Raw genomic sequence first — 14,551 nt, forward strand, 5'->3', positions numbered from 1 at the left:
GCATACATGGCAGTTGATATTAACAGTGTATAAATAATTTATAGCGATGGCTGTTGCAGGAATTCTTTCAGGCTCGCGGAACTGTGGGGATGGGATATTACCGCATCTCTGAACTGTTTCCATTTTCTAATGCCCACTCTTTCGTACGGCCGCGTTCCATCATCAATCAGCTTCGACAGTTCGGGGTAAGTATACACCAGTTGTGCCAGCTCCGAATTGTACATCTGCACAACGGGCATGGACTGTGGATCCTTATTTTTAAAGATCGTGCTCAGCACAGGGAACCAGGGCACACGATCTTCCGGGGTTTTTGTTAGTTGCGCCGCCACAGGGATTTTCAATGCATCATTGGCCTGCAATATGCCATTGCCAAAATAATGCCGGTAAGGCAGCGGTGCATGGTTTACTGTTTTCTTTGCAGATGTATACAGTGCATGGCGCACGGCTTCCACGCGCTGCCATGGTTCGAGCTTGCTCAAGCGGTCGTAATACCTTTTATAATAAATAGCAGCGGCAGCAGCAATTTGTGGCACAGCACAGGAAGTGCCGGCTCCGTTAAAGCCAATATTATTTGCTGCTGCATTTGCCCATGGCATATTGGGGGTAAATGCTGCCAATGCTTTTTTCATATGCCGGTCAGGACCGAAGCAGCCCTGCATTTCACCCGGCTTCAGTGTAAAGTAGGGCCCCATATCGTAGGTAACCCCACAGGCCGCGATCACTCTTCCAAACCTGGCCGGATATATTACATGCCTAGTGGGTAAGCCATTAAAATTGTTGCCTGCGGCGGATACCACTGTAATACCTGCCTCATAAGCGGCATTTACCGCTTTTGCCCAGGATGCCGAAGGAGCGCCGCCCATGCTTAATGATACAATATGAACAGGTGTGCCCGTAGCAGTAAGTTGGGTGACATAGTTCAAAGCCTCTGCAAAAGCGCTTGTCTTTAACAATACCACCGAAGATGCGATCCGGCAGCAAATAACTTCAGCAAACCAGGCGCCGCCTAAATAATCATAGAATTCACCTTTACCCGAAGGCACTTTAATTTTATTGCCGGCAAGCAATCCCAGCGTTGCCGTACCGTGGCCGGGCATTTTTAAAAAGCCATCCCGCAGAGGGTCGTGTGCGTCATCCACCGGCTCTCCTTCTACAAAATTGCGTTGCCATTTGTTTGTCTTTACAGCATCGGGTACAATAGAATGCGTAAGACTGTAGCCCGTATCCAGGTGGGCGATGCGTATAACAGGCTCTGCATCTGCCATATGCTCTCTCGCTGACCTTAACTGTGAATATACGTCATCTAAATGCCAGATCATATTTTGGTGCGGCGGCCAGTCTTTATCATAATTGATATCATTATTTCTGTTTCCAAACGATTTCGCATCTGTTTTTCCCGGTGGGACACCAACTTTTCTGTCGATGAGGAACTCCTGTAAAAAATCCGGCTCTACAAATGTATAAGGATCTTTTAATGCAGTGCGGGCCATATGCGCCACATCCCAGGGGTTCACTTCTGCATCGTTGATTTTTGTTTTGGCATATACGTTACAGCATGGTATGGATGTAGATTTTGATATAGATAACACGCCTGCCAATGCAGATTCCTTCACAGTGTGCACGGGTATACCTGCCCATTCCAGTTTTTGCAGGATACGTTTCTGAATTCCGGGCCGCAGCTTAAACTTTGCCTGAGGGGATGTTGCGGCGCGGGGATGAATAATAAGATCTACAGGCTGGTTGTATTGCTTCATATAGCCTATTGAAAAATGAAAAGGGAACGGAAAGGGAATAGATGGCGATAGATACAGGGTACCGGAAGTTTGCTGCTATAAAGCTATTATGGATTTTTGAAAAGAAACGATAAAACTCAAATTAAACATACTGACGATTATATGTTTGTTGGGTATGGGGGAAACGATCTCTTGCGGTGAATGACAAATGCATTTTTTATAAAGAAAATGCAGGAATGATTTTTATTATAATAAATATGTGCTTAATTTGGTGAATTGTCCTTTTTATGTTATAGTAAACAAAGTTTATTATTTATAAACATCGGGAGCAACCACCGGGGTTTATTAAATATCAATTTTGCAAACATGCCGGTATTTTAAAATCATGCAATTATGAACAACCCTTCCCGGTTTTTATGTACGGCAATGGCGTTTCTGCTTTTAATGCAGCTGTCCTGCTTTAAAGGCGATTTTGAAGCTGCCGTACCGCCCGGGGGAAATGATACAGGCATTGTTACTCCTCTTCCGGATCCCAAACCGGAAGAAATACAAAAAGTACTGATCATTGGCATTGATGGTTGCAGGGGCGATGCAATGAGGGTGGCTGATGCTCCTAATATTCACGGACTGTTACCCAACGCCATCTATAGTTTTGATGCGGTAACCCAGGCGCCAACCATTAGCGGACCAGGCTGGTCATCTATGCTTACGGGAGTGTGGAGCAACAAACATGGAGTGCTTGATAATGATTTTTCCAGTGCAAATTATGGAACCTATCCCGCGTTGTACCACTACTTAAAAACACTTCAACCCGATATTCATGCCGTCTCTATATGTAACTGGTCGCCTATCAATCAATACCTGGCCGTGGATGCCGGAATACGCATAAATGCCAAAAATGATGCGGCTGTTAAGGACAGTGCGGTAGCCTGCTTACAAAATGCAGATCCCGATCTGCTTTTCCTCCATTTTGATGAAGTAGATGGGGCAGGTCATTCTTATGGCTATGATCTGGCAGAGCCCCGGTATATGGGCGCAATAAATAAAGCAGATACCTATGTGGGCGAGGTTTTAGCTGCACTTCGTTCACGCAAAGACTTCGCCAAAGAAAACTGGCTGATCGTAGTTTCAACCGATCATGGAGGAAAAGGAACCTCACATGGCGGCGCTTCATATACCGAAAAAAATATTTTTGCCATTTTTCATAATAAAAGCTTTTCAACCAAAGAAGTGCTTTCTGACCCTGATGCTTTTCGGATAGTGGAATTGTCTGATGACCGGGTCGGGCAATATGCATTTTTAACCGACTTTTATGATGTGGATGATTATGCCGCGCTAACCATCCAGTTTCAGGTAATGGCTATACGTTTATCCGGCGATATACCTTTTATTACCAATAAAAACTGGGTTAGCGGGATGAACCGGGGGTTTGTGATCAATATAAAAGGGCAAAGCTGGAAAGCGAATATATCAGATGGCAACAGACGGGTAGACGTTGATGCCTTAAGCGTACCTGATCTGAACGATGGGCGCTGGCATACACTTACTGCTGTATTTGACCGCAACGGGGATATGACCATTTTTCAGGATGGCGTGAAATGCGGCTCGGCCGGCATGTCTGGTTTAACAACGATCCGCCCACCGGGAGATACGCCGGTTAAGCTTGTTATGAATGAAGATATAACTGAAGGTTATGGTAAGAGTAATTTCATCATGGCAAATGTAAAGATCTGGAACACCATATTGAGTGATAGTTATATAGCAGCCAATAGTTGCGATACAACGATAAAAGATAATGATCCTTATAAAGATAAGCTGCTGGGATGGTGGAAATGTTTTGATCGTAGCGGGAATTTGTTTAAAGACCATGCCGGAGGAGGTTACGATTTTCAACTCAGCTCCCCGCCCGAACGGACGATGCCGCAAAAGGATCTCTGCAATACGGATATTCCTTTAAATAAGATCACCATAGTGGATATTATGCCCACCATAGTGGAATGGCTGGGGTTTCAGGTAGACTACAGCGGGTGGAAACTGGACGGCAGATCGTGGTTACCCCATTCCTGAACGCCGGCTGTTAAGTGTAATGGCATTTTGGATTTCTGTTCCATTCCGGAACACCTGAAACAATACCGAATAAAGATTAAAATTGATAACGGGAGCCTGGTCCTTAAAAACACCTTCGGTATGCCTGCACACTCCTGTTGGTCTGCTCTTTCGTGATCAGGTATTACTCCGAACAGCCTGTTTTAGCCGGAATATGGTGATGAGTTGTAAATTGTGAAAGATTGACCTAATTCTTTTCCTATTCATGAAGTTGAATTCCTGTAATGACGATGATTACTTCCGGTTGCTGCAACAGGGCGACAGCGCCGCCTTTCATCATCTTATACGGATATATTTCCCTGTGCTTGGCAGATACGCCTGCAGGGTAGTCCGTATAAGTAGTGCGGAAGCTGAAGATGTTATAGAAGAGGTATTCATAAAATTATGGGAGCGGCGTGCCCAATTTGCCGGTTTCGGGGAAGTTAAGGGCTTTTTGTATACATCTGTACGGAATGGCTGCCTTAATGTATTAAGATCCAGGCAAAGGGAAGAAACACGGGCAACGGCATTTATGCAATTATATGGGAATGAAAGCGGGGATAGCGATAAAGCGGAAATAATATATTCGGAGCTGCTGGCTGAAATACGGAAATCAATTGACAGCCTGCCTGCTAAAATGCGTGAAATATTTATACTCAGCCACTATAAAAAGATGAGCAACGAAGCCATAGCGGCTCATTTAAACCTCTCCCATCAAACCGTCCGCAATCAAAAAAGCAAAGCCCTGGCTTTGTTAAGACAGTGGCTGAAGCAGAAAGATCCTCTGTTGCTCGTTGTGTTTTCAATATGGCTTCATCGTTAGCAGTATAAAATAGATAGGCATATTCTTCGGGGCCTCTACAAAATAGATGCAATCTGCTCCGGAGGGATTGTTCAGGTGGAGCAAAACAAAGCCGGTAAAGACCCGGAAAGCTTTTCCGGAACAACAATAATAAAAAAGTGAAAAAAGGATGGTACAAATGCCGCCTTGCGGTGTAGTATATATAAAGTAACGTCTTCCTATGACGGAAAAAGAAATACAAGAGTCGGTATGGATTGCGGGTTTAATTCGCAAATACCGGGATAGCAGTATCTCCGGAGAGGAGATGCGAAAGCTGGATGAATGGAAAAAGAGCAGGGAAGAAAACCGGGCATTATTTGAACAATTACTGGATGATGAAACCCTGGGCAACACGTTGCTGGAGATGGAAGGAGCAGACACAGCGCTTCATATACAACACGTTTTTGAAAGAGCGGGTATTGGTCTGCCCGCGATAGAGCCGCCGGCTAAAAGGCATTTGATAAGCAGAAGAATAGTGCAATGGCTGGCCGCCGCTGCCTTAATAGCTGCTATTGCGGGAACTGCCTGGTTTTTTGCAGGTACAGTTGGCAAATATCCGGCAGATAAACCGGTAGCTGCAACTGATACCATACTACCGGGTAGCGACAAAGCCGTGCTGACACTTTCAGACGGGTCGCAGGTGGTATTAGACAGCACCATGCAGGATGTTATCAAAGAACAGGGCAATGTAAACATATTAAATAAGAGCGGCAGGCTGGTGTATGATGCATCGAAGCTTTTGAAGGGAGACGGGCGGCCCGTTTCTGTTAATACCATTACCACACCGCGTGGCGGACAGTACCAGGTTGTGTTGCCGGATGGAACGGCAGTGTGGCTGAACGCCGCTTCATCAATAAGCTTCCCTACTGCTTTTACGGATAGGGAACGGAAGGTAACCATAACGGGAGAAGTATATTTTGAGGTAGCGAGGGATCAATCAAAGCCGTTCAGGGTTTCTGTTGTTCCGCGTGCAGGTACGGCGGGAGGGATGCAAGTAACGGTGCTGGGTACCCGTTTTAATATCAATGCCTATCCTGATGAGGATGCAATGAGAACAACCTTAGTGGAAGGATCGGTAGTGGTAAGAAAAGCAGGCGCCCGGATGAAAATAGTACCGGGTGAGCAGGCAAGCATAGCGGTTAATGGCGCCGTGTTTAACAAAAGTCATCCCGATATGGAGGAAGTGCTGGCCTGGAAGAACGGAAGATTCAGGTTTAACAATACCGGTGTGGTGAGCATAATGCGCCAGATAGCACGCTGGTATGATGTGGAGATCAAAACAGAGGGCGATCTCAGCGCTATCCGGTTCTCGGGGGGGATAGGCCGTAAGGACAATATAGAAAAGCTGCTGGAGATATTGGAGAGTGAGGGTAGGGTAAGGTTCATAAGACAGGGAAAAAGCATTACGGTGAGCGCCAGCCGTTAAGAAAAATCAGACTATACATAATATTATCAATCACCAATAATATGCTTATGATCAAATGACCCATCTGTAAAAATAACCGGTGGTAAAACAAAACGGGAACCCTGCTGTAACAGGATCCCCGATAGTTTTGAAATACTGCGGTTGCTTCGGCTAAAAAACAATTTCGTAAATCAAAAACTTAACAAAAGTATGAACCAAAATGCTTATGGCAATGCCTTTTCGGTAAAAGGGCATTTATGGGCGCAAACATTGCTTTATATGAAATTAACTGCTTTGTTGCTATTGGTTGCCTGTTTGCACGTAAGTGCCACAACCTACTCCCAGAAAGTTTCCCTCTCGGGCAAAAACCTTTCATTGGAACAGATATTTGAGTTGGTAAAAACCCAAACGGGTTATGATGCTGTTTACAACCCCGACCTGCTAAAAAAGGCAAAACGGGTTTCCATCCATGTACAAAATGCAGATCTCACAGACGCGTTGCAATACTGCTTCCGGGATCAGCCGCTTGGCTTCCTGATCCGGTATAATACAATTATAGTTACCACAAAGCCAAAGGAAAAAAAAGTATTTACCATACCTGCTGAAGTCCAGGACCAGGACATTCCTTTATTAGAAATTAACGGGAAAGTGCTTTCGGAAACCGGCGAGCCCCTGCCTGGCGTTAGCATTGCAGTAAAGGGAACGGCCAAAGGCACTATTACCGGCAGTGATGGAAGCTTTACCATCGACGCAAACCCGGGAGATGTGCTGGTAGTGTCGTTTGTAGGGTATGTACCGCAGGAAATAGGAGTAACGCAAAATAAAACGCTCTCCATAAAGCTGAAACAGGCAGTCAGTGAAATGGAGCAGGTGCTGGTGGTAGGATATGGAACACAGAGTCAAAGAAAAGTGACGGGTGCCATTTCTTCTGTAAGTAATAAAGATATCAATGCAGTTGCTGTTACCGGGTTAGACCAGGCAATGCAGGGCCGGATCGCGGGAGTGCAGGTCACCCAGAATTCGGGAGAGCCCGGCGGAAGTGTTTCTGTTAAGATCCGTGGTGTTGGGTCGCTCAATTCTTCTACAGAGCCCCTATATGTTGTGGACGGTATTCCCCTGCCAACCGGGCTGAATATCATCAACCCTAATGACATAGAAAGGATTGATATATTAAAGGATGCATCTGCTGCAGCAATTTATGGATCACGTGCCACCAATGGCGTAGTGTTAGTAACTACAAAAGGCGGGAAAGCCGGCAGCTTAAGGATAAATGTGGATGCATATGCAGGCATTCAAAGTACCGCCAGGAAAATTGATTTATTGAACGGGCCTCAATTTGCCAAACTGGCCAATGAAAACCTGAGCAACTCCGGTTACGCCACTAACCCGGACTGGAATAACCCCGAAAGTCTCCCAACATACGACTGGCAGAATGCTGTTTTCCGTACTTCATCCATTCAAAACTATAGCATTTCAATGGGGGGCGGCGGAGAAAGATCCCGCTCTTTCCTGTCGCTTGGATATTTCCAAAACGGGGGGATTATAATTGGCTCCGGGTATGAGCGATACACAGCTAATTTTAAATCTGATTATAATATATCTAAAAGGGTTAAAGTGGGCGCGATCGCTAACCTGGCTTATGAGAAAAAACAGACTGTTTACACAGACCAGTCTTTTGCGGGCATATTAAGCAATGCCTCTCAGTTACAGCCCACAACGCCTATTTATACTGACCAGGAAGGACTCTGGAATGATAACAATTATTTTGGCTGGAACGGATACAATTTTATTGCCAAAACAGCCAACACACAGTTTTACGCAAGCAATATCAATAATGAAGTATATACCTATGCAAAAGATCATATAAGGATGCCTTCCAGCAATTTCGATCTCCAAACCGCAGCATTCGCGGAAGCAGAGCTCATTGAAGGTCTGAAGTTCCGTACGACCATGAATCTCTCAACCGGCAGCAACCTGAGCCAGGCTATTGTGAAAGAGGCACCTAATGAAATAGATCATGTAGGGCAGTATATTGCCTTATCCAACTACAGCGAAGGATGGTACCGTTATAATCAATGGAACTGGATAAATACGCTGAACTACTCAAAAGAAATCGGGAAACATACGTTTGAAGTGATGGCTGGTACCGATGCGCTAAAGAATAGTTCCCGATATCCTTCCGTAAATGGCACCGGTAACGCCGACGGGCAAAACAGCATAGACGCTACTGATAATATCGCCAGAAGAAATGCCAGCGGGCAGCCTACGGATTTCTCATTATTTTCTTATTTCGGCCGGCTTACATATGATTATGATGGAAAATATTTGCTGGCAGCCAACTTCCGCAGGGACGGATCTTCTAAATTCGGACCTAATAAAAAATATGGCAATTTCCCGTCAGCATCCGTTGGGTGGCGTATTTCTCAGGAGAATTTTATGGAATCCGTCCGGTTTGTCAACGAACTAAAGCTGCGGGCCAGCTATGGCTTGGTTGGGAATCAAAATATCCCCAACTTTCAATACTTAACTACTTATTCTAACCAGGCCGGAAGATATGAATACATTGTAGGCACGGATCACAGGCAGGTACCGGCAATTTATCCGGATAAGGTAGGCGATCCTAATATTCACTGGGAAAAATCTTCTCAATTTGATATTGGACTGGATGCAGCACTGCTTGGGCAGAAACTGGTGTTCACTGCAGACTATTATTACAAAAGATTGAATGATTTGCTGGGGGCGTCGCCGCTGCCAAGCTATGTGGGAATAAACGGCAACTTTGAGCTGGTCAACGGCTTCTCCATGCTGAACAAAGGATTTGAGTTTTCATTAGGCTACCATAACAGCATCGGGCAGCTCTCCTATTCTGTCAACGGAAATTTTTCAACCTTAAGCAATAAGATTACCCGGCTTACCGGCGACGAGAAGAGCTATGTCTCCTACTCTATTTCTTTTGGAGGTGTTGACGGTGGTGCATCCACCCGGTCGGAGATCGGGGAACGGATAGCTAATTTTTGGGGGTACGTTACAGATGGTATTTATCAGAATGACGAGGAAGTCAGCAAAGGGGGATTGGGTGGTGTTTTCCCCGGCGATCGCAGGTATAAAGACGTGGACGGGAATGGTGAGATAAACCCCGATGACAGAACCATAACAGGTAATGGTCTTCCTAAATATACTTTTGGATTTTCCCTGAACATGGAGTATAAGCATTTTGATGTAACGGTTTTTCTGAATGGACAGGCAGGCGCCCAGATCGCTAATTTGACAAGGGCATACCTTTATAACCTACATTTCTTTGGTGGTCCCGGTTTGGCTAACGGGTCAACCGATCTGCTCAATAGCTGGCACGGCGAGGGTACCGGTAACACGATGCCCCGCAATGCATACGATGCCCCGGCGTCTAACCGTTGGTTCTCTTCCTATTATATCGAGGATGGTGCATTTGTGAGGATACGCAACCTTCAGTTGGGCTATACCTTTCCGCCAGCATGGTTCAGTAAATGGGGCTTAAACAAAGCCAGGCTATACCTTTCCGCACAGAACCTCTACACCTTCACGAAATATTCAGGTTACGATCCCGAAGTGGGTAGCAGCAGCGTAAACCGGACAACCAACCAAAACCCTTTGACCACAGGAGTTGACTTTGGGCGATATCCCACACCAAGAACATTTATGGTGGGAATTAATTTTCAATTCTAAAAAAAAGGTTATGAAAAGAACAATTGCACTGATCATTTTAACTATATCCTCGTCATTTGTCTTGCATTCGTGTAAAAAGGATTTCTTAAGATCTTTTTCACAGGATGGTACCCTAACCGACGATGATACCTTTAAAGATAAAGCCAGCTTTGAGAAAGCTATTTTCGGAACCTACCGCGAAATGCAGGGATCAGGCGGCCCGCAAACCGGTGGCATTGCCTGGATACAGATACCGGCCCTGATTTCGCAGGATGTGGTACCCGGGGCAGATGAAATACCCGTTCAGATTAACCAGTACCTCACGCCGGGTTCCGGTGATATAACAAGTTACTGGGGAACCTTTTACAAGATAGCGGGCAGGGCTAATTTAATATTAGATAAGTTAGAAGACGCCCCTTCTGTTGTTTCCGAAACGGACAAAGCAGTTATTGAAGGAGAAGCTAAATTTTTCAGAGGATTCGCATACTTCAATATAGCCCGGGCATACGGTAGTTGTCCGCTCATTTTGGAAAGTTATGAGGAATCACAAAAGAAAATGGAATGCAGTAGTGAAGACGAAGTCTGGGATCAGGTGATCCTGGATTTGACTGATGCTTCACAAAAGCTTCCAACCCGCACAGACTGGGGGGCTGAAAATTTGGGGAGAGCTACAAAAGGCACTGCCCTGGCCTATCTGGCAAATGCTTACCTCTACAAAGCGGACTGGTCAAATGCAATAACTGCATCCGAAAAGCTAATGGCTTTGGGAGAATATAAATTGTTACCTAATGTGAGGGATGTTTTTTCTTTAGCACATAAGAATAACGATGAGTCTATTTTCGAGATCCAATACAGGGATATAGACAATACGGAATTTGATTGGGGCGGTGTAATGCCTAACAGCGGAAATTATCTGGAGCAATGGACCTCTCCGAGAGGGATAGGAGATGAGTATGCCCCTGGAGGAGGCTGGGCAGGGATCATTATGAACAGAAAATTAGCGGATTCGTTTGACCCTGATGATGACAGAAGGCGTAATTTAATAGTAGCAGTTGGCGAAACTTACTTTGGTGAAAAAATGACGTCACCTGTTACCATACCAGCAAATGTAGTAAGCAGGAATTCGGCTTTTACAACAAAATACTGGCATGGACCAAGTCCATATTGGGGCAACGGTACCAATATTCCATTGATGAGGTATGCTGAGTTCCTGCTCAATTATGCCGAAGCATTGTTTAAGTCGGGAAAGCCGGAGCAGGCTTACTCGGAGTTGAACAAAGTGAGGCTGAGAGCAAAAATTACCGCGAAATCTTTTTCGGCAGACGAAGATGTTTTTATGAGCGATATAATGCAGGAACGGCGCTGGGAATTGAATTTTGAGCCCAATATTTGGTTTCATTACATGCGTACTCACCAGGCGGCTAAATTTTTAATGGATGAGTATGGTATCACATTTCAGGACGCATGGTATAAATGGCCTGTCCCGCAATCTGAAAGAGATCTGAACCCGGCGCTTTGTCAGAACGATGGCTATTAGGCAACCATGCCGGGAATGATATAAAATGGGTTTCCCTGCGGTTGGCGCAGTGCCAACCGCTTAACTTTATAATATTGAATACACTGTTGATAGCTAACCGGTAAACCCAAAAGTATTTTTCGGGGCAGTTTTTAATGACGTTCATGAATTGAAAATTATCACGTGCATGGTCTATATTCCGAAGGCAGCCGCAGTCTTATTGCTAAGAGCATCGTTTGTGTTATTCATTCCTGTGGGTTGTAACACAAGTACAATCCACCGGGTTTCTGCCGATAAAAACGAAAAGCTGATATTTGACGGTAAGAGTTTTAAAGGATGGGAGGGCGATACGGTTTCTGTCTGGCGTATCCGGGATGGTGCTATAGAAGCGGGTTCGTTGACCGAAATAACACCTCACAATCATTTTCTGGTTACTACGGGCAGTTATGGAGATTTTGTATTGAAGCTGAAATTCAAGCTAACGGGGAGCGAAGGATTTATTAATGCAGGGGTTCAGTTTCACAGTCAGCGGCTCACAGATCCTCCCTATGAAATGACAGGCTACCAAGCTGATCTTGGTCCGGGATATTGGGCAAGCCTGTACGATGAATCAAGACGTAATAAAACTCTTGCACAACCTGATTCCGCCATAGTGAGTGAATTACTGAAGCCAGGTAAATGGAATGATCTTGAGATCAGGAGTAAAGATCGCCATATTCTTATATTCCTTAATGGCCGTCAAACAGTGGATTATACCGAGGCTGATATATCTCTCCCGCAATCCGGTCTGATAGGATTACAAATTCATGGAGCCGGTAAAACGCTGGTTTCCTATAAAGACATTACGATAAAAGAAGAAAACTAAAGATATGGCGATATGAAAAGATGCTTCTGCAAATTCAACCTGATCATTGGCTTCTTTCTGGCAGGTATCAGTTGCACGGAAATCACAAATAATTCAGACACAGCCATACCATTAAATGACATACAGCATCCAGTTAAAGAGGAAGCTGGCTTTGCGAGCCCCCGTAAAGTAAATCCCAATCCAACAACGGTTCCTTTATCCCCGGGGGAAAGTTTAAAAACATTTCGGCTCCCTGAGGGCTACCGCCTGGAGTTAGTGGCCAGTGAACCCATGATATCAGAGCCCGTAGCAATTGCCTGGGATGGGAATGGCCGGATGTATGTAGCGCAGATGGAGACTTATATGCAAACCATAGATGCCAAAGGAGAGAATGAGGCCCGAAGCAGGATCATGCTACTGGAAGATACAGACAATGATGGGAAAATGGACAAGAGTTCTGTGTTCGTTGACCGTCTGGTAACCCCCCGCATGCTGCTTTGTATTGGCAATGAGCTGCTGGTAAATGAAACCAATACATTTGACATATATGCCTATAAAGACAGCGATGGCGATGGAAAAGCCGATCAAAAAAGAGCAGTATTTCAAAAGGACAAAAAGGCATATGGCAATGTGGAGCATCAACGTAGCGGGTTAGACTGGAATCTTGATAACTGGATATATGTAACCACAGACCCCGTAAGATACCGGTATAAGAATGGCCAACTACAGGCAGATTCTCTTATTTATGGAAACAATGGTCAATGGGGTTTGACTCATGATAATTATGGACGCCTGTTTTTTAGCAGAGCTGCCTCCGGTATTGCTGCTGCCGGATATCAAATTAATCCGGTATACGGACAGCTTGATTTTTTTGATAGCCATGCAGATCCTGTATTTGCTGCCACCTGGCCGATCATTAAAACGCCTGATGCTAACGGAGGAGCAGCGAACCTGAGGGCAGACAGCACGCTGGTTAGCTTTACCGCTGCCTGCGGTCAATCTGTTTTCAGAGGCGACCGGCTTCCTGATAATATGAAAGGCGACTACCTGGTGGCTGAGCCTGTGGGAAGGCTCATCAGAAGAGCCAAAATAATCCGGAAGGATGATGGAACAATTCAGCTTAAAAATGTATACGAGCAGGATGAATTTATAACCTCAACGGATATGAACTTTCGGCCGGTGAGTACTTATACAGGACCTGACGGATGTATTTATATAACAGACATGTACCGGGGTATTATCCAGGAATCTGCCTGGGCGCAGCCGGGTAGCTTTTTGTACGACCAGATTGTTAGCAAAGGACTGGACAGGAACACCCGGAACGGCAGGATCTATCGTCTGGTGCATGATGGTTTTCAGCGGGGCCCAAAACCGCGGATGCTGGAGGAATCAACAGCCAGGCTGATTACTTATCTGGATCATCCCAACGGCTGGTGGCGGGATAATGCCCAAAAAGAGATTATAATCCGCAATGATACCTCCGCAATACCTGACTTGCAAAAAATTGCTTTAGGAAAAAAAGGTATCCTTTCAGAGAAGCCTTCAGTTCTGGGAAGAATACATGCCTTGTGGACGCTTGAAGGCTTGAATGCCATGAATAAAGCCATTGTACATAAGACCATTGAAGACAAAAATGTTCAGATCAGGAAAACAGGTATCTGGCTTAGTGAACCCTATCTGAAAAAGGACGACCCGGAGATAATAGATGCTTTAGCTCTGATAAGGGACGATGAGCGTATTGAAGTGCTTGGTCAGTTGGTTCTGTCGCTGAACTACAGTCATACAGACAAAGCAAAAAAGATCATAAGGGATATCCTGTCAAAGAATGCAAACGACAAATTATTGACTGGCATAGCAGCTACAATGGAAAAAAACGAAGAGATAAGGCAATACGGTGCCAGGTTAGTAAACTTAAAAGAGTCCGATCGGGAACTGGTGTTGAATGGGGCCACTATTTTTCAGTCATTGTGCGCTTCCTGTCATGGCACGGAAGGTCAGGGGCTGCCCACGCAGATTGCTCCGCCACTCATTGGCAAATTCAGGCTGCTGGAATATAAAGAAGGAGTGATTAAGATACTGCTGCATGGGTTAAAAGGAGCGATAGATGGAAAAACTTATCCAGACCAGATGCCTGCGATGGCTGCCAACAGTGATGAGTGGATTGCGTCGGTGTTAAACTATTTACGCTATGATTTGAGTATGAGAAGCTTCCCTAAAATGAGTGAGGGGTATATCAATCACTTTGTTTTGGTACAGCCGGAACAGGTTAAGAAAGTGAGAGCGGAATTCGCAGACAGAAAAGACCCCTGGACATGGGATGAGATAAAAAAAAGTGTAAAAAAATCGGGGCAATAAATATTTGAAATCATTAGTGTCCGTCAGTTTCATAAACAAGTTTATCCAATCCATCTGCATCGTGCACGGTTGCAGCAATAACATATTAAAA

8 protein-coding genes are annotated in these 14,551 nt (G+C 45.1%); 7 read left to right on the forward strand and 1 reads right to left on the reverse strand.

The features are described from left to right. Positions 1–38: 38 nt before the first annotated feature. Complete coding sequence (locus tag PLH26_RS06880; protein ID WP_324585265.1) at positions 39–1,754, reverse strand: S8/S53 family peptidase; 1,716 nt, start codon at positions 1,752–1,754, stop codon at positions 39–41. A 372-nt stretch (positions 1,755–2,126) separates the two neighbouring features. Between PLH26_RS06880 and PLH26_RS06885 the strand changes: the two genes are divergently transcribed. The 7 genes from PLH26_RS06885 (at position 2,127) to PLH26_RS06915 (ending at position 14,460) form a co-directional block, all read left to right on the forward strand. Next, entirely contained in the window at positions 2,127–3,800 is a 1,674-nt protein-coding gene (locus PLH26_RS06885) for an alkaline phosphatase family protein (RefSeq protein WP_324585266.1), read from the forward strand. Positions 3,801–4,044: 244 nt separating this feature from the next. Then, on the forward strand, positions 4,045–4,641 hold the full coding sequence (locus tag PLH26_RS06890) for an RNA polymerase sigma-70 factor (RefSeq protein WP_324585267.1): 597 nt from the start codon (positions 4,045–4,047) through the stop codon (positions 4,639–4,641). A gap of 199 nt (positions 4,642–4,840) precedes the next feature. Next, positions 4,841–6,085, forward strand: a complete 1,245-nt coding sequence (locus PLH26_RS06895) for a FecR family protein (protein WP_324585268.1) — start codon at positions 4,841–4,843, stop codon at positions 6,083–6,085. A 189-nt stretch (positions 6,086–6,274) separates the two neighbouring features. Next, entirely contained in the window at positions 6,275–9,766 is a 3,492-nt protein-coding gene (locus tag PLH26_RS06900; RefSeq protein WP_324585269.1) for a TonB-dependent receptor, read from the forward strand. Between the two features lie 10 nt (positions 9,767–9,776). Further along, a complete protein-coding gene (locus PLH26_RS06905; RefSeq protein ID WP_324585270.1) occupies positions 9,777–11,282 on the forward strand; it encodes a RagB/SusD family nutrient uptake outer membrane protein in 1,506 nt (501 codons plus the stop codon). Positions 11,283–11,448: 166 nt separating this feature from the next. Continuing rightward, entirely contained in the window at positions 11,449–12,126 is a 678-nt protein-coding gene (locus PLH26_RS06910) for a 3-keto-disaccharide hydrolase (RefSeq protein WP_324585271.1), read from the forward strand. 12 nt (positions 12,127–12,138) lie between these two features. Continuing rightward, positions 12,139–14,460: a DUF7133 domain-containing protein gene (locus tag PLH26_RS06915; protein ID WP_324585272.1), complete on the forward strand. Its 2,322-nt coding sequence runs from the start codon at positions 12,139–12,141 to the stop codon at positions 14,458–14,460. Positions 14,461–14,551: the final 91 nt, after the last annotated feature.

Origin of the sequence: Agriterribacter sp., from assembly GCF_035444585.1 — a bacterium.
Classification (GTDB): Bacteria; Bacteroidota; Bacteroidia; order Chitinophagales; family Chitinophagaceae; genus Agriterribacter.